The sequence below is a fragment of the Cyanobium sp. ATX-6F1 genome, from assembly GCF_047395825.1.
Lineage (GTDB): Bacteria > Cyanobacteriota > Cyanobacteriia > PCC-6307 > Cyanobiaceae > ATX-6F1.
In genome coordinates this window covers 555,343-572,221 of the sequence record NZ_JBCEBF010000001.1, presented here as the reverse complement: position 1 = coordinate 572,221, position 16,879 = coordinate 555,343, and the positions used below count along the sequence as shown (strand labels likewise).

Sequence of the window (16,879 nt, the reverse complement as noted above, 5' to 3'; positions counted from 1 at the left end):
TCAGCCCAGGTACTCGCTGCGGAGACCCTGCAGGCGGCTCACCACGGCGCTGCGCTTGTCACTGGTGGTGAGGTTCTGCCAACTCCATTGGCCCACCACCACCAGGCCCAGCAGTTCGAGCAGGCCCGGCACCACTGGAAGCAGGTTGATGGTGTCGAGCACCCCTTTGATCAGCACCTGGGCGACAATCACCGCCAGCAGGATGCCGGCGGCCTTGCCGACGCGGCCCATCTGGGTCCAGTCCACCTGGTCGAGGGCGGTGTTCACCTTGCCGAGGATTTCGCTGTAGCGCTCCGTGAAGCCGGCACCGGCTTCCTCGGTGGTGGAAGAGCTGGCGGAAAACACGGAAGGCTCCTTCACGTCAGTTGTCTCGTCGCTCATGAATCTGATTGGGCAACTGGGTCGTGCGCCCTAAGGTATCGGGGTGAGCCTTGCCGTGCCAGAGCGCTTGTGGCTTGGCAGACATTGGTCTGCGGTGCTTGAGGCCGTGCTCCTGGCCGCGGCACCCGAAGAAGGCTGCGCTCTGCTGCTGGGGCGGCAGCAGGGTTCCTCCCTGGCCATTGAGGCCATCTGGCCCTGCCTCAACGTCTGGGTCGAGGGTTGGCCCGGGGCCGGGCCCGGGCCGACGGACGATGACGCGGCCGCAGCACCCAGCCGCCGCAACCGCTTTGCCATCGACCCCCGGGAGCAGTTGCTGGCGCAGAAATGGGCGCGCCTCCGGGAAATCGAGGTGATCGGCAGCGCCCACAGTCACCCCGATGGCGGAGCGATCCCATCGGCCATCGATCGCGCTTGGGTGCTCCCACCGACGCTGATGCTGATTCGCTCACCTTGGCCCGGCCCCAGCGGTGGGCTGGGGGCCTGGTGGTTGCCCGAGCCCCCTGACGAGCCCCGACGGCTCAGCTTGGATGGCGCTGCGGAGGCTGATGCGCAGATGGGCGGGGTCGGGGATTTGGGCGGGGTCGGGGATTTGGGAGAGTAGGGAGCACGGACCGATCACGGCCCCCCAACGGCGGCTCCCTGCCCATGCTTCCCCCTGACACCACTGGCATCCAGCTGAGCCCCGACGAGGTGGCCCGCTTCTCGCGCCATCTGATCCTTCCCGAGGTGGGGATGGAGGGCCAGAAGCGGCTCAAGGCCGCTTCGGTGCTGTGCGTGGGCACCGGTGGCCTGGGGTCACCGTTGCTGCTCTATCTGGCCGCCGCTGGCGTGGGCCGCCTTGGCATCGTCGATTTCGACGTGGTCGACACCAGCAACCTGCAACGTCAGGTGATCCACGGCACCAGTTGGGTGGGCAAGCCCAAGATCGAATCGGCCAAGCACCGCATCCACGAGATCAACCCCCACTGCCAGGTGGATCTCTACGAAACGGCGCTCACCAGCGAGAACGCCCTGGAGATCATCCGCCCCTACGACATCGTCTGCGACGGCACCGACAACTTCCCCACCCGTTATCTGGTCAACGACGCCTGCGTGTTGCTGGGGAAACCCAACGTCTACGGCTCGATCTTCCGTTTCGAAGGCCAGGCCACGGTCTTCAACCTCGATGCCGAAAGCCCCAATTACCGCGACCTGTTCCCCGAGCCGCCGCCGCCGGGCCTGGTGCCCTCCTGCGCCGAGGGTGGTGTGGTGGGTGTGCTGCCGGGGATCATCGGCCTGATCCAGGCCACCGAAGCGATCAAGATCCTCACCGGCATCGGCACCAGCCTCAGCGGCCGGTTGCTGCTCTTCGATGCCCTGCAGATGAAGTTCCGCGAGCTCAAGCTGCGGCCCAGCCCCGAGCGTCCGGTGATCGACAAACTGATTGACTACCAGGAGTTCTGTGGCGTCGGCGGCACGGCGCCGGGCCAGGAGGAGGCGGGCACCCTGGAGGCGATCAGTGTGATCGAGCTCAAGCAGCTGCTGGATGGAGACCGCAGCGAGCTGTTGCTGCTGGATGTGCGCAACCCCCGGAGGTGGCGATTGCCGCGATCGATGGCGCCGTGCTGATTCCCCTCGATCAGATTGAGGGGGCCAGGCGATCGAGCAGGTGCGGGAGCTGACGGCGGGCAAACGGCTCTATGTGCACTGCAAGATGGGTGGCCGCTCCGCCAAGGCCCTGATCGCGCTGGGGCGCCACGGCATCAACGGTGTGAATGTGAGTGGCGGCATCGACGCCTGGAGCCAGGAAGTGGACCCAACGGTTTCGCGCTACTGAATCCGCCCAAACGGCGGGATCAGTAGTCGACGCCGCGTTTGAGATCGACGCCCCGCTCGGCGTAGTGCTTGTGGCACACCATTTCCGAGTGCACGCTGGCCAGATCGAAATAGGCGGGGGGTTCTTGCAGCGGCCGGTGAGGATCACCTCGGTTTCGGCGGGCTTGCGCAGCAGGGTCTGCACGATCGGCTCCACGGGCAGTAACTCCAGGTCCACCGTGGGGTTGATCTCATCGAGAATCACGGTTTTGTAGAGCCCGCTGGAGATGGCGGCACGGGCAATCTCCCAGGCCCGCTCGGCCTCCACGTAGTCGATCGGCTGCTGCTGGCCTCGCCAGACGATGGCATCACGACCGGAGCGCAGGTGATCGACCAGATGCGGGTAGCTCTCGCGCAGGGCGGCGATGGCCGCGTCCTCGGTGTAGCCGCTGCCGCCCTTGAGCCACTGCAGGATCAGCACCCGGTGACTCTTGTCCTGGCTGATGCCGCGGCCGATGGCCTGCAGGGCCTTGCCCAGGGCACTGGTGGATTTGCCCTTGCCTTCGCCGGTGTAGATCTCGATCCCCTCCAAGCCGATGGCATCACCGTCAGCGCGGCGGTGGGCGCGCATCTCCGAGTGCAGGTCCGCCAGCTGCACCAGCTTCTGGGGGCGCCGCGGCCCGTGACGATCACCTCCATGTCGTCGGGCTTGGTGGCCAGGGTGCGCACCACATCGTCGATGTCGAGCAGCCCCAGATCAAGCACAGGCGAAAGCTCGTCGAGCACCACCACGGAGTAGAGGGCACTGGCGATGGCGCCCTTGGCGATGTCCCAACCCCGTTGGGCCTCCTGGCGATCGAAGCGGGTGGCCTCGGCGGCGGTGAAGAAGTCGCCCCGTCCGGTGCGCACCTGGTCGATCAGATGGGGGAATCCCTGCTGCAGCGCTTCGATCGCGGAGTCCTCGTCGTAGGCGCGGCCGGGACCCTTGAGGAAGCGCAGCAACAGCACCCGGGTGCGTTTCTGCTCGCAGATACCCAGGCCGATGGTGCGCAGCACAACGCCAAGGGCCGCCTGACTTTTGCCCTTGCCGTCGCCGTCATAGACATGCAGTTGGCCGCGGCTGCGCTCGTTGCTGCCGGCGGCGGTGCGAATACCGATGCCCCGGCCCGTGCCTGCGGTGCGCTCAGCGCTGCTGGGCGGTGTCATCGCCGGGCCCCTTACCGTTGGATCCTAACGACCGCCCACCGCCCGTTGGCCCCGATCCAGTCCGCTCTTGCCCCCCATCGCCTCGGCGAAACCCTGCCGGAGCAGCTTGGGCTGGCGCTGCAGGATCTGCGCCTGTGGCTCGCGGCCCAGAACCAGCTGGTGGTGGCCTATTCCGGCGGTGTGGACAGCGCCCTGGTGGCGGCCCTGGCGGCGGAACAGTTGGGGGACCGGGCCCTGGCGGTGACCGGTGTGTCATCGGCCCTGGCGCCGCACCTGCGCGAGGAGGCCCGCCTGCAGGCCCGCTGGATGGGCCTGCACCACCGGGAGATTTCCACCGCCGAACTCGACGATCCGGCCTACACCGCTAACCCGGAGGATCGCTGCTACGCCTGCAAGCGGGAGCTCCACGGCCTCTTGGCACCCCTGGCGGCAGCCCTGGCTGCGCAGCCTGAGGCAGCGGCGGCCCTGGTGGTCGATGGGGTGAACCTCGACGACCTCGGCGATCACCGCCCGGGCCTCCGCGCCGCCCGCGAGCAGGGGTGCGTTCGCCCCTGGTGGAATGCGGTCTTGACAAGCAGGCGGTGCGCCAGATTTCCCGGGCGCTTGGCTTCCCCTGGTGGGACAAACCCGCCCAGCCCTGCCTTGCCTCCCGCTTCCCCTACGGCGAGCCGATCAACGCCCCGCGGCTGCGGCGGGTGGCCGCTGCCGAGGACTGGCTGCGGGGCCAGGGCATTGCCGAGCTGCGGGTGCGCAGCCAGGGGGAAACCGCCCGGATCGAAGTCCCCCGGCACCAGCTCGATGGGCTGCTGGAGCGGTTGGGGGATCCGGCAGGGTGGCGCGAAGAGTTGGTCGAGGCCTTTGCAGGCCTCGGTTTCTCAGCGGTGAGCCTGGATCTTGAGGGCCTGGTGAGTGGCAAGCTCAACCGCGACAGATCCGCTCTCTGAGGCCTCAGGCGGCGAGAGGGGTCCGTTCAGCCTCGGCTAAGGACTGGGGCGTTTCCCGCCGGAAGCTGGTGAGCTTGTGATGGGCGGCCCCCAGCTCGGCGCTGAGCACATGGCAGGCCCGCTCGGGCATGGTGTGGTCACCGCAGGTGAACACATCGACGGCCGCGTAACCCGACTCGGGCCAGGTGTGGATGGAGATATGGGATTCGGCCAGGAGGGCCAGCCCCGTCACCCCCTGCGGTTCGAACCGGTGGGTGATCAGATTCAGGAGTGTGGCGCCCGCACGCTTGGCTGCTGTCGTGATGGCGGTCCTGAGGAAGGCTTCGTCGTCGAGCTTCTCGCTGTTGCAGTTGTAGAGCTCGAGGATGCAGTGTTTGCCCACCGCATCGGTGGCACTGGAGGTTTGGGGGCTTTCGGAAAGGGGGCTTGGAGCTCCATTCCATCCCGGGTTGGGGTGGAGGCTGGGCAGGGTCTGGGTCATCAGATCCATGTGAACAGCTCATCACCATAACGCCCAGGGCCGTAAAAACCCGCGCAGGGTTGCCTTTGTGGTCCGGCCTGGTGCGCCAGGCCAGCGCTCAGGGGGAGTCGTCTCGGTCGCGATCGCTCCGGCTCGCACCTGAACCAGTTGGGAACGGTTGCGCCAGCCAGCGCTGAACGCCCCCAGATGGGTGGCGCTCACCAGGCATTGATGGCCCTCACCGACCGCCTCCAGCAGCAGTTGCTGGCGGCCGGGGTCCAGTTCGGCCAGCACGTCGTCGAGCAGCAGCAGGGGCGGAGCGCCGCAGAGCTGATGCACCAGCTCGAGCTCGGCCAGCTTGAGGGCGAGCACCAGGGTGCGCTGCTGGCCTGCCGAGCCATAGCGCCGCGCCGGCTGGTCCGCCAGGCGCAGCTCCACCTCATCGCGGTGCGGGCCGACGGCGCAGTGGCCCAGTCGCAGTTCCTCCTCCCGCTGGGCCAGCAGCTGGGCTTCGAGGGCCTCGCGCCAGGGGCCTCGGCCTCCTCTCCCTCCAGCAGGCTGCCGGGCTGGTAGCGGAGTTCGAGCCGTTCGCGGCCGCCGCTGAGCCGTTCCTGCCAGGCGGCCGCCAGGGGCTGCAACCGTGCCAGGGCCCGGCGACGGCGGCGGTGCAGCCGGGTGCCCACCAGGGCCATCTGCTGATCGAAGGCATCCAGTAACTCGGAGCGGTGGGAGCGGTCCAGGCCCCGGCGCAACAGCTGGCTGCGCTGGCGCAACAGGCGCCCGTAGCGGGCCAGCAGGTCGGTGTAGATCGGCTCGAGTTGCAGCACCACCCGATCCAGCCACTGGCGCCTCAGGGCGGGCTCCCCGCGCACCAGTTCCAGGTCGAGGGCGCTGAAGCCCACACAGCGCAGGGGGCCCAGCAGATCCAGGTGGCGCTCCAGGGTCTTGCCGTTGCGCCTGGCCTGGCGGCCCCCACCCGGCGCAACTCCAGCTCCAGGTGCTCGCCATCGGCGCACCAGCCGCCCAGTCGGCTCTGGCCCTGATCCTGCTGAATCAGATCCTGGTCGCGGCTGCAGCGATGGGAGCGCAGGCTCCCCAGCAGCTCCACCGCCTCCAGCAGATTCGACTTGCCTTCGCCGTTGTCACCGATCACCAGCAACCGTGGGGAGTTCAGCTCCAGGCTGAGGGAGGTGTAGTTGCGGAACTGCAGCAGCTCCAGGCGATGCAGCCGAATGGGTCCGGGGCGGCGTGCGGTTAAGGTAAACCCATCGCCCGGGGGTCTGCTTCCGGTCGGTAGCCATGGCCCCAGGCCACGGCGAGGGCATGTAGCTCAGTTGGATAGAGCATCAGATTCCGATTCTGAGGGTCGGGGGTTCGAGTCCCTCCATGCTCGTGTGTTCAGTCCACGCTCTCCACCGGATCGGTGAGCGTGAGCCCCATGGCTCGGATGCCGCCGGGGTCCACCACGAAGCCATGGCGCCGCAACGCCTCTAAAGCCTCCGGTGGCGCCGAGAGCGAAATGCTGCAGCCCGCCATCTCCCGGCGCAGTCGACTCAGGGCCCCGTGCACCAGAACCTCCAGCACCGTGGCACGGGCAGGATCAGCCGGGGCGGCGGACAGGTCCCAGAGGTTGGCATTGAGGGCCAGATCGCTGGTGGCGCGCACGAACCCCACCAGCTGCCCTTGGGGGTCACGCACCAGCAGGTGCCAGATGCTGCGCGAGAGCACCCGCTCGATCAGCTCACTCTGGCGGGATCGGTCGCCGCAACTCACCAGCAGGGCATCCAGCTCCTGGGCGGTCGGGGCGGGTGTGGTCTCCAGTCGGTAGCCCTCCGGAAGGCGGGGTTGGGTGACGGAGCTGCGAAAGGAAATCAAGGGCTCCTCAGCCGGTGTTGCGCAAGCCGGCGGCAATTCCGTTGATGGTCAGGAGGGCACCACGCAGCAGCTCACTGCGGCTGTAGGTGCGGCCGTCGGCCGAGGGGCTGGCTCCTTCACTCATCGGCGGCTGGCGGTTCTGGTCCCGCAGGCGCCGCAGCAGGGCCACCTGCAGGAATCCCAGGGGAATGATCGTGCGGTTGCGCAGATCGACGGACAGTTGCAGGGCGGGATCGCCATCCAGCAGCCGCCGGTGGCCGGTGATGGTGAGCACCAGATCCCTGGTGAGCACGTATTCAGCTGCGATCGCTTCGAAGATCTGCTCGAACGACTCCCGGTGGCTGGGGCGCCCGAGGGCCTGCACGTAGTGGTGGGCCAGATCCAGATCGACTTTGGAGAGGGTCATTTCCACCTTGGAGATCAGCATCCGGAAGAAGGGCCAGCGCTGGTAAAGCAGCCGCAGCAGTTCCTCCTGCTCCCCGTCCCGCTCCACTTCCTCCTGCAGGGCCGCCCCGACGCCGTACCAGCTGGGCAGCAGGAAACGACTCTGGGTCCAGCCGAACACCCAGGGGATCGCCCTCAGGCTGGAGAGGTCCTTGGCGCCGCTCTTGCGCCGGGCCGGCCGGCTGGAGATCTGCAGCTTGCTGATCTCCTCGATCGGCGTGACCTGCTGGAAGAACTCCACCAGGTCGGGGTTGTCGTGCACCAGGGCGCGGTAGTGGGTGCGGGAGCGGGCCGCCAGGCGGCCCATCAGTTCGTTCCAGCTGGGGGTGTCATCGAGGTGGGTGCTCACCAGGCTGTTCTGCAGCACCGCCGTGGTGACCGTTTCCAGGTTGTAGAGGGCCAGCTCCGGCAGGGAGTACTTGGAGGCCAGCACCTCCCCCTGTTCGGTGATCTTGATGCGGCCGTTGAGGGTGCCGCTGGGTTGGGCCAGGATCGCCTGGTAGGCGGGACCGCCGCCCCGGCCGACGGAGCCACCGCGGCCGTGGAAGATGCGCAGGGCCACACCGTGGTCAGTGGCCAGGCGCTGGAGGGCGATCTGGGCCCGGTGGATTTCCCAGTTGCTGGAGAGGAAGCCCGAGTCCTTGTTGCTGTCGGAGTAGCCGAGCATCACTTCCTGCAGGGGCAGCTCGGCGGGGCTGCTGCTGGCCAGCAGCTGGCGGTAGAAGGGCTCGGCGAAGAGTCGCTCCATCACCGCCGGTGCCCGCTGCAGATCCTCCACGGTTTCGAACAGGGGCACCACCAGCAGATCGGAGGAGACGAGCTTGGGGTCCACCAGTCCGGCTTCTTTGGCCAGCAGCAGCACCTCCAGGATGTCGGACACCGTGTGATTCATCGAGATCACGTAGGTGCCGCAGATGCGGGGCCCGAACTCCTGCTGCAGGCGCTTGAGCATGCGGAAGACCGCGAAGGTCTCGCCGCTGGCGGCCGACCAGCGGGCCGAGGCCGGGGCCAGGGGCCGGCGGGTCTGGAGTTCCTGCAGCAGCCAGCCGATCCGTTCCTCTTCCTCCAGTTCCCCGTAGGGCTTGGGCAGCAGCAGGTAGCGGGTGAGTTCGTCGAGGGCTTCGCAGTGGCGGGTGCTCTCCTGGCGGATGTCGAGGCTGGCGAGGGTGAAGCCGAAGATGTGCACCTGACTGAGCAGGGTCAGGATCGGTTTGCAGCTCAACCCGGTGGCATCGAGGCTGTCGCGGATCAGCTCCAGGTCGGTGCGGAACTCATCGACACCGCCGTAGTGCAGCTCCTGGGGGGCCTGGGGGCTGAGGCCGCCGAGGGGGGCTGGCCCGCGGGGTCGAAGGGGGATTCCCAGCCTGCTTCGGACAGTTGCTGGTTGCGCTCCTGGGTGAGACGCAGGCGCTCGAGGATGTAACTGAGTTTGAGCCTGTAGGGCTCGAGTCGGTAGCGGGCAGCCCGTGCCTCGTAGATCTCCGGAAAGCGCAGCCGGTCCATCTCCAGGGACTCCAGCAGCGGTGCGCTCACCTGACTCCACTGCATCGAGATGCTGAGCTGGTCGCGCAGGTCGTTGACGGCATGGACGTAGCGATCCAGCATCAGCCGCCGCTGGTAACAGGCGGTGCGCCAGGTGATCTCGGGGGTGACTGAGGGATTGCCATCCCGGTCCGCCCCCACCCAGGAACCGAAGGTGCAGAAGGCGTCCCGGGGGATCACATCGGGGTAGCTCAGCTGCAGGGCGCTGTGGAGCCGCTGGCGCAGCTGGGGCAGGGCGTGAAACAGCACCTGCTGGAAGTAATGGAGGGCGTAGTCGACCTCATCAAGCACCGAGGGCTTGAACTGGTGCAGTTCGTCGGTGCGCCACCACAGCCGGATCTCTTCCTCCAGCTGCAGGCGCAGGCTGCCCTGGTCGTCCAGTTCATGCAGATTGCTGTGCTGCAATTGCTGGATCAGCCCCGCCACCCGCCGCTGCTTGTGGCGCACCGTGTGGCGCACGATTTCGGTGGGATGGGCGGTGAACACCAGGCGGATGTCTAGCTCCCGCAGCAGGGATTCCAGCGTGGCGGGGGCAGGTTGAGCCCCCGCAGCCGACCGAACAACTCCCGGAAGGTGGCGGGATCGGTCTGGTTGGCCAGGGCCGGAATGAACGGGTCGCTGTCGACCTCCTGGTGGATGGCCTTGAGGCTCGCCAGGTAGCTGTCCTCCTCGATGTGCTGCTCGAGGATGTTGACCAGTTGGAAATAGAGGGAGAAGGCCCGGGCCGCCGAGATCGCCTCGGAGAGGTCCATGGCGCTGATCAGGCCGACGATCGCCGCCGCCGCTTCCCCTCCAGTTCTTGCTCACTGGTGTCACTGAGGCGCTTGAGGCGCAGCAGGCGTTCGGCGTGGGTGGGTGGACACTCGCTGCGCAGCACGGTCTGCCACAGGTCTTCCACCAGCTCGAGCCTCTCCCCCAGGAGCCGGCTGACCTGGGGGGCAGGGGACTGGGCCACGCTGGCGGTGCTCGCTTCAGGGAGGGTCACGGGCTGCCGCATGGGGGCGGACACGGTGGGCAAGGCACCATGATCATCCCAAAGGATGCGCGGCGACTGTCGCCAAGCGTGCGTCCAGGGCATTTTCCCCGGCGGCCATCTCGGCGATCGCGGCGCTGAGGATGCTGGCGATGCTTTCTCCCTGGCGCTGTCTCTCCAACCAGCGCATGGCCTGGTTGCCGTGGCTGAGGATCTCCGCCAGCGGTGCGAGCACGGCGGTGAGGCCCGTCGCCTGGGCTAAGGGGGCGAGCGCTTCGAGTTCCCGCTGGATCCACGAACGCGCCATCACCGGCTCCCCCGTGCGCCAATCCAACAGTTCAGCCTCCAGGCTGGAGCGGGCCGCGGCCCGGTCGTTCTGGTCGGCCAGGGCGGCCAGGGCCGCTGGATCGAGGCAGCTGGCCCGCAGTGGGTCGTGGGCGGCGGGATCCGCCAGCAGTTGCATGAGCCGCAGCTCCGCGAAGGCGGTGATTGCCAGCAGCGCTTCAGGGTCGCTGATCAGGTCGCAGATGCGCAGCTCCAGGCGGTTGAGGCCGTAGGGCCGGTCATCGCCGTTGGGGCGCACGGAGGTCCAGAGGTGGCGCACGTTCTGCATCGATCCCGCCGCCAGCTCCTGGAGCATCCAGTCGATGTAGTGCTGGTGGGAGAGGAACAGGGGCACCTGCGGGGGCGTGAGCGGGAACTGCAGCCAACGCTGGGAATGGGCTCCGGTGGCCTGCCCATCGAGGAAGGGCGAACTGGCGCTGAGGGCCAGCAGCAGGGCCGCCTCGCAGCGGATCAACCGGCAGGCGGCGAACAGCTCCTCCATGGCCGTGATCCCGAAATTGATGTGGACACTGGCGGTCACCACCCGGGTGCCGTAGCTGGCCTCGATGTAGCCGTGGTAGTCGTTGGCCGGGTCGGAGCGCTCGAAGCGGCGGCTGTCCCCGAGGCTCAAGGTGCTGCCCGGCAGCAGGGTGAGGCCGCGGCCGGCAAGCCAGGCGCGCAGGGCGCGGCGTGGGGCCAGCAGCAGGGCGAGCTGGTGGCCGTAGTCGGCATCGGGGGGTCGTGTATTCGAGGTTGCGGTGATCCGGCTCGGTCACGAAACCCTCCAGGCTGGCGGCCGCCGCCTCAGCCACTCCCACGACCGTGCCATCGCTCTGGCCGGTGAAGAGCTCCACCTCGAAGCCCTTGAGCAGCGGAGCGACGCTCATCGTCCTGACTCTGCCTGGGTTGAGACGGCCGCCTTGGGCGCTGGCGCATCGGACTCGAGGCAGGCCAGGGCCTTGAGCAGGCCCCGGGCCTTGTTGAGCGTTTCCTGGTACTCGGCTTCCGGCTGGGAGTCGGCCACGATGCCTGCACCGGCCTGCACCTTCACGCTCCAGCCGCCCTCGCTGGCCGGCTGCACCACCATGGTGCGGATGGTGATGGCGGTGTTGAGGGCCCCACCCAGGTCGACGGCGCCGTAGACGCCGGAGTAGGGCCCGCGGGCATCGGGTTCCAGTTCATGGATGAGTTGCATGGCCCTGATCTTGGGGGCTCCGCTCACGGTTCCGGCCGGGAAGGCCGCCATCAGCAGATCCCAGATGTCGCGTCCGTTCTCCAGTACGCCCTCCACGGCGCTGACGATGTGCATCACGTGCGAGTAGCGCTCAATCACCATCAGCTCCACCACCTTGACGCTGCCGGCCCTGCAGACCCGCCCCAGGTCGTTGCGCCCCAGGTCCACCAGCATCACGTGCTCGGCCCGTTCCTTGGGATCGGCCAGCAGGTCTTGTTCATAGGCCAGATCCTGGGCGTCGCTGTCGCCCCGGGGGCGGGTGCCGGCGATGGGACGCAGGGAGGCCTTGACGCCGCCTTCTCCCGGCTCAGCCTTGACCATCACCTCCGGGCTGGAGCCGATCAGGTACCAGCCTCCGAAATTGAAGAAGGCCATGTAGGGGGATGGGTTCACCATCCGCAGGCTGCGGTAGAGGTCGAAGGGATCCCGGTCGATCCGGGTCTCCAGCCGCTGGCTGAGCACCAACTGGAAGACGTCGCCGGCGGCGATGTGCTCCCGGGCGCTGGCCACCGCCGCCTTGAAATCCTCGGGCGTGCGGTTGCTTTGGTTGGGGAGCTCGCGTGCCGGTGTGGGGTTCCAGGCCAGGGGGCGATCCCGGGGGCAGGGGCTGGTGCATCTGCCGCTCCAGGGAAGCCAGCCGGGCAAGGGCGGCGTCATGGGCCTCGCCCGGATCGGCGCCTTCGCTGAGGTCGCCGTAGACCACCGCCGTGATCTGGCGCTTGACCTGGTCAAACACCAGCAGGCTGTCCGCCAGCATCCAGCAGCCATCGGGCGGGCCACCGGGATCGCTGGGGTGGATGGGCACGCTGGGCTCGATCCACTGGATCAGCTCATAGCCCCAGAAGCCGAACAGGTGACCCAGGGGCGGCATCCCACTCACCGGGGCGCTGGCGTAGGGCGCCAGGCATTCGCGCAGCAGGTTGAACGGGTTGCCCCGCTGCTCGATCAGCCGCCCATCGCGCCAGCGTTGCTCAGCCAGCTCGCCTCGCACCGTCAGGGTCCAGAGCGGATCACTGACCACGTAGCTCCAGCGGCCCACCTGCTCGCCCCCTTCCACCGACTCCAGGAGCACGCCATGGCTGGCGCTGGCACCCACCTTCAGCCAGGTGGTGAGGGGGTTTCCAGATCGGCGGGCCAGCAGCTCCAGACCGGCAGAAAATTGAGCCCTGCCGCCGCCTGTTCCAGAAAGGCCGTGCGATCAGGGAAGGGCATCTCGGTGTCGGGCGGGCAAAAAAACGGGGCGCCACGCACCCCGCCTTTCTAGGTGGTGACCCGAAGGATCAGGTGTCGAAGGTGTTGCGACCAGAGAACTTGAGGTTGGCCGGATTGGGGTTGTCGCCGATGCGACGGGGGTTGTGGCCCACGATCGAACGACCTTCGTTGACTTTTTCGGGGAAGACTCCGTCTTTGGGGTGGAGGTACTCGGTGTCGCCTCCTGGGAAGATCCGGTAGATCTTGTAATCCTCGATGCGGGGCTTGAACTTGGTGCGCAATTGGGTGCCGAGGGCCAGGCACTGCTCCTTGCGCGCGAAATACATGATGTTCTCCCCTTCGTTCATCTCGGCGGCACCGCCGGTGGGGAGTTCAAACGCCTGGGCTTTGGAGCTGGTCCAGGTGATGGCGTACTTCTCCTCGGTCTCAGCCGAGTTCAGCAAGCCGCCCGTGCTGCCGATGTACTTCGGAAGTTGACCGCTCAGCGCCGTTGCTGTCATGGCTGTTCCTTTGGTGGGGGTGTCGGCAGGCCGTTTCGGCTGGAAGCTAGCACTGGGTTTTGGCACCTCCCCAGGCGAGCCGGGCTGTCTTCACACCCGTCAACAAACCTCAGCGGGAGGGGCCGGCGCCAGCCACCGGGAAGAACACCGTCAGCCCCCGGTCGCCCCGTTCGGTCAGGCGGCCGCCGAGGCTGTGGAACAGCCGCTGGGTGGCCTGGCGGCTGAGCTGCAGGCTGCCCGTTTCCGGGTTCCAGCTCAGCACCGGCCCGATCGCTTCACTGCTCGATCCATCGTCGCCGGAGACCGCCGCCTGGGGCAGCTCAGATCGACCCACCCCATGGAGCCGCAGCTTGAGGCGCGAGCCTGCCGGCTGGAGACTGATCTGCACGGTCGCGCCCCCGGAAGGCGCCGGCTGAAGCGGTCGATCAGGCCCCCGAGCATGGTCTCCAGCCGGCTTGGATCGCTTAGCACCGGCGGCAGGCCAGGGGCGATGTCCAGCTCGAGCTGCAGGCCGCGGCGCCGCAGCTGCTGCTGCCAGAGCTCCTCCAGACGGATCAGCAGCTGGGCCAGGTCGGTGCGGGCCAGGGGCTGCTCGCTGCGGGGGAGCCGTTGCAGCTCAGCCGCATGGAAAATCAGTCCGAAGCGGTCGATCTGTTCGCTGCATTCCCCGTCGATGGCGTGCAGGCGCTGGCGCACCAGGGCGGGCAGATCGCTGCGGTGCAGAAGGGAGCGGATCAGCGTGCGGATCGTGGCCAGGGGGTGCGCACCTCATGGGTGAGGGCCTCCAGCAGGGCCAGTTCGCTGCTGGCCCTGTTCGTCTCGCCCATGCCCCCATGGACCATGGGCTGCAGGGTGACGCTCGGGGCCATGGACGCCAGCCGCTCCGCCAGCCTCGGCCAGAAGGTCGAGGCGAAGTTCCCATCCCCGTGCAGTTCACCAAGGGCACCGATGGCCTTGCGCAGTCTCTGGCCCGCCGCCGGGTTGGTGCGCCGGAGCCGCTGGTCCAGCAGGGTGAGGGTGGCTGAAAGGGTGGCCGGATCGAATCGCACCACCAGCTGGCGGCCATCGGGGGGCCGTGCAGGGCCAGAGCGACCTGCAACCTTGGGGTGATCACCAGCAGCAACGGATCGGTGCCGTCCTGCCCCTCGAGGGTCAACCGTTCGCAGCTCTCGCCGGCCGCCAGCGGTGCCCCCGGCCCCGGGGTGGCCCCCGGCAGCAACGGCGCTCGGTGGCCCAGCAGGGTGCCAAGTTCCTCAGGGGCCCAGACCCAGCCCCGCATCTGGCGCAACAGCTCGGGCTCGTGGAGGGCCGGTAGGGGGAGGCGATCCAGACGCCTTCCATCGCTGGGCGGGGCAGCAACAGCTCCTCCTGGAGGGTGGCCAGGGCCGCCCACCACTGGCGGCGCGCGGCATCCTCGTCGCAGCGGCCCGGGGGCACCCCTGCGGCCAGCAATCGGCGCAGGGCCTCCAGGCTGGTGTCGCTCACCAGCGCCCCTGGACCGCCTGGCTGCGGTGTTGGACCGAGGCACACAGCCCCAGGGAGATGAAGTTCACAAGCATCGCGAAGCGGCCATAACTCATCCAGGGCAAGGGGATGCCCGTGACGGGCCCCAGGCCGATGGTCATCGAGATGTTCACCACCACCTGAAACATCAACATGGCGCCGATGCCGACCACCACCAACGATTCGAAATCGGTGCGCGCCCGGCCGGCGATCTGCAGCAACTTCCAGCAGAGCAGGGCGTAGCCGATCACCAGCAGGATCGAGCCGACGAAGCCTGTTTCTTCCCCAAGGGCGCTGAAGATGAAGTCGGTGTGCTGCTCCGGGATGAAGCGCAACTTGGTGAGGTGCCCCTGCATCAGGCCGGTGCCGAACAAGCCCCCGAGCCGATGCCGATCTTGCTTTGCAGCAGGTGGTAGCCGCCACCGAGGGGATCCTTGGAGGGATCGAGGAACAGCACCAGCCGATCCCTCTGATAGTCCTTCAGGCCATGCATCCAGAGGTAGGGGGTGAGCAGGGCGAACAGGCCCTGCACGGCCAGGGTGATCACCACCCCCAGCCGCTTCCAGGGCAGGGAGCGCCAGGCCAGCAACCCCATCAGCGGCACCCAGGCCGCCAGGGCGAGGGGCAGAACGCCGGCCAGGATCGCCGCCACCAGAGGTGAGAGCAGCAGCACTACCCAGGCCAGGGGCATGCCGGCCCAGAAGAGCATCGGCAGCAGCACGGCTCCGAACACCAGCGAGGTGCCCAGATCGGGCTGGATGAACACCAGCAGCCAGGGCAGGGCGATCAGGGCGGCGGGCCGGTTCAGGTCGACGGGCCGCTCGATCGGGTAGCGAGCCAGCACCCCAGCCAGCAGCAGGATCGCCGCCAGCTTGGCGAACTCCGAGGGCTGCACGTGCACCCCGGCGATGTTGATCCAGCGCTGGGCCCCCAGGGCGGAGGTGCCCACGAAGCGCACCCCCAGCAGGCTCACCACGGTCAGGGCATAGAGCGGTTTCAGCCAGCGCTCCAGGCGCTCCAGGGGCAGGCGGCGCAGCAGCAGGGCCAGGGCGATGCCGATGGCGGCGGTGATCCAGTGCTGGTACCAGTCGGCGTAGTCGGCCTGGCGCTGGGTGCTGGCGATCAGCACCCCGGCCACCAGGGTCATCGCCAGGGGGACGCCCCAGAGGATCAGGTCCACCCCCTCCAGCACGTGGCGGCGGGCGGGTTTGCTGGCGGAGAACACGCTGCGCCGGCGCCCGATCCTGAGGATGGTCATCCGGCCGGCGTCGGGATCGGCAGGCCCAGGGCCAGCTCGAGGAAGGCCCGGGCACTGGCGGAGTCGGGCTGGGCCAGCACCACGGGCCGACCGCCATCGCCGCCATCCACCACCGCCAACTCCATGGGGATCTGAGCCAGCAGCGGCACTCCGGCCTCCTCGGCCAGCAGGGCACCACCGCCGGAACCGAACAGCGCGTAGCTGATCTCGGGGCGGTCGGGAGGGATGAAGGCGGTCATGTTTTCGACGACCCCCAGCACCGGCACCCCCAGCTGCAGAAACATCGCCAGCCCGCGGCGGGCATCCTGGAGCGACACCTTCTGGGGGTGGTCACAATCAAGACCCCTGCCATCGGGACGGCCTGGGCGAGGGAGAGCTGGGCGTCACCGGTGCCCGGCGGCAGGTCGACCACCAGCACATCCCGTTCACCCCAATCGACTTGATAGAGGAACTGGCGGATGATCCCGTTGAGCATCGGCCCCCGCCAGATCACCGGTTGGTTCTCCTGGATCAACAACCCCATCGAGACCATGGCGATGCCGCAGGCTTCGACCGGCGTCAACATCTGTTGATCACCGCTGCCACGTACCTCGGGGGTGCGATCGGCCACCCCCAGCATGGTGGGTGCATTCGGGCCGTAGATGTCGGCATCCAGGAGGCCCACCCGCAGGCCCGAGCTGGCCAGGGCGCAGGCCAGGTTGACGGCCACGGTGCTTTTGCCCACCCCACCCTTGCCGCTGCTGACGGCGATCACCTGCTTCACGCCAGGGATCGCCTGGCGCTCTGCTCCCCCTGACCATGACCCGCCTGGCCGATCGGGGCCGCCGGCGCCTGGGCGAGTTCGATCTGCACATCGTTGACACCCTCGAGCTCCAGCAGGGCCGCGCGGGCTTCGCTGGCGATGCGCTCCCGCTGGGCGTTGGCGTAGCCCGGCAGGGCAAGGCGGAAGACCATGCGCTGGCCCTCGGCGCGCACCTGATCAATCCAGGCCAGCTCCAGCAGGCTGCGTCCACTGCCGGCGTCCTTCAGGGGCGCCAGGGCGCTGAGGGCCTGTTCAGCGGTGGCCATGCACTGGGGCAGAGAGGGCCTGGATCCTAGGAGTGACGCCGCGCCCCGGGGCGAAGCAGCCCCCAGCCGATGACAGTCCCTCTCGAAGGCTTGTGGCCTGGGGTGGGAGGCTGGAAAGGTGAACACGTTTCCAGCGCCGTACGGGCGCGGCTTGCAGTGGC

7 protein-coding genes, 1 tRNA gene and 10 pseudogenes are annotated in these 16,879 nt (G+C 68.1%); 4 read left to right on the top strand and 14 right to left on the bottom strand.

Annotated elements, in window-relative coordinates:
• Window positions 1-381, bottom strand: a complete 381-nt coding sequence (locus tag AAF143_RS03595; protein ID WP_255009538.1) for a CAAD domain-containing protein — start codon at window positions 379-381, stop codon at window positions 1-3.
• 94 nt (window positions 382-475) lie between these two features.
• On the opposite strand from AAF143_RS03595, the gene AAF143_RS03590 reads away from it, so the two are divergent.
• Window positions 476-982: a M67 family metallopeptidase gene (locus tag AAF143_RS03590; protein ID WP_414026519.1), complete on the top strand. Its 507-nt coding sequence runs from the start codon at window positions 476-478 to the stop codon at window positions 980-982.
• Window positions 983-1,026: 44 nt separating this feature from the next.
• Window positions 1,027-2,197, top strand: a pseudogene (gene moeB, locus AAF143_RS03585) (molybdopterin-synthase adenylyltransferase MoeB).
• Window positions 2,198-2,216: 19 nt separating this feature from the next.
• On the opposite strand, the pseudogene AAF143_RS03580 reads toward moeB, so the two are convergent.
• Window positions 2,217-3,381: pseudogene (locus tag AAF143_RS03580) on the bottom strand (cob(I)yrinic acid a,c-diamide adenosyltransferase).
• A 93-nt stretch (window positions 3,382-3,474) separates the two neighbouring features.
• Here AAF143_RS03580 and larE point away from each other — a divergent pair.
• Window positions 3,475-4,325 (top strand): annotated as a pseudogene (larE, locus tag AAF143_RS03575) (ATP-dependent sacrificial sulfur transferase LarE).
• A 4-nt stretch (window positions 4,326-4,329) separates the two neighbouring features.
• On the opposite strand, the gene speD reads toward larE, so the two are convergent.
• Both speD and recF read right to left on the bottom strand, forming a co-directional pair.
• Window positions 4,330-4,806: an adenosylmethionine decarboxylase gene (gene speD, locus AAF143_RS03570; protein WP_255009677.1), complete on the bottom strand. Its 477-nt coding sequence runs from the start codon at window positions 4,804-4,806 to the stop codon at window positions 4,330-4,332.
• 138 nt (window positions 4,807-4,944) lie between these two features.
• Window positions 4,945-5,998 (bottom strand): annotated as a pseudogene (gene recF, locus AAF143_RS03565) (DNA replication/repair protein RecF); the annotation flags it as partial.
• 106 nt (window positions 5,999-6,104) lie between these two features.
• Between recF and AAF143_RS03560 the strand changes: the two are divergent.
• Window positions 6,105-6,178: transfer RNA gene (locus AAF143_RS03560), tRNA-Arg, on the top strand.
• Between the two features lie 5 nt (window positions 6,179-6,183).
• Here the strand turns inward: AAF143_RS03560 and AAF143_RS03555 are convergent.
• The 10 genes and pseudogenes from AAF143_RS03555 to AAF143_RS03510 form a co-directional block, all read right to left on the bottom strand.
• Window positions 6,184-6,660 carry an N-acetyltransferase gene (locus tag AAF143_RS03555; RefSeq protein ID WP_255009531.1) on the bottom strand — a complete coding sequence of 159 codons (477 nt, stop codon included), beginning with the start codon at window positions 6,658-6,660 and terminating at the stop codon, window positions 6,184-6,186.
• A gap of 7 nt (window positions 6,661-6,667) precedes the next feature.
• Window positions 6,668-8,353 carry a phosphoenolpyruvate carboxylase gene (locus AAF143_RS03550; protein WP_414026884.1) on the bottom strand — a complete coding sequence of 562 codons (1,686 nt, stop codon included), beginning with the start codon at window positions 8,351-8,353 and terminating at the stop codon, window positions 6,668-6,670.
• A pseudogene (locus AAF143_RS03545) lies at window positions 8,353-9,398 on the bottom strand (phosphoenolpyruvate carboxylase). Before AAF143_RS03545 ends, AAF143_RS03550 begins: the two are co-directional and overlap by 1 nt.
• Before the next feature lie 8 nt (window positions 9,399-9,406).
• Window positions 9,407-9,664 carry a hypothetical protein gene (locus AAF143_RS03540; RefSeq protein WP_414026518.1) on the bottom strand — a complete coding sequence of 86 codons (258 nt, stop codon included), beginning with the start codon at window positions 9,662-9,664 and terminating at the stop codon, window positions 9,407-9,409.
• A 10-nt stretch (window positions 9,665-9,674) separates the two neighbouring features.
• Window positions 9,675-10,830, bottom strand: a pseudogene (gene gshA, locus AAF143_RS03535) (glutamate--cysteine ligase).
• A pseudogene (locus AAF143_RS03530) lies at window positions 10,827-12,389 on the bottom strand (anthranilate synthase component I family protein). The pseudogenes gshA and AAF143_RS03530 overlap by 4 nt, the downstream one beginning before the upstream one ends.
• Before the next feature lie 68 nt (window positions 12,390-12,457).
• The gene (locus AAF143_RS03525) at window positions 12,458-12,889 is read right to left on the bottom strand and encodes a photosystem I reaction center subunit II PsaD (protein ID WP_255009525.1); all 432 of its coding nucleotides are present in this window, start codon (window positions 12,887-12,889) and stop codon (window positions 12,458-12,460) included.
• A gap of 109 nt (window positions 12,890-12,998) precedes the next feature.
• Window positions 12,999-14,374 (bottom strand): annotated as a pseudogene (locus tag AAF143_RS03520) (sensor histidine kinase).
• Window positions 14,371-15,650 (bottom strand): annotated as a pseudogene (rodA, locus tag AAF143_RS03515) (rod shape-determining protein RodA). The pseudogenes AAF143_RS03520 and rodA overlap by 4 nt, the downstream one beginning before the upstream one ends.
• Window positions 15,647-16,718, bottom strand: a pseudogene (locus tag AAF143_RS03510) (P-loop NTPase). Before AAF143_RS03510 ends, rodA begins: the two co-directional pseudogenes overlap by 4 nt.
• Window positions 16,719-16,879 lie beyond the last annotated feature (161 nt).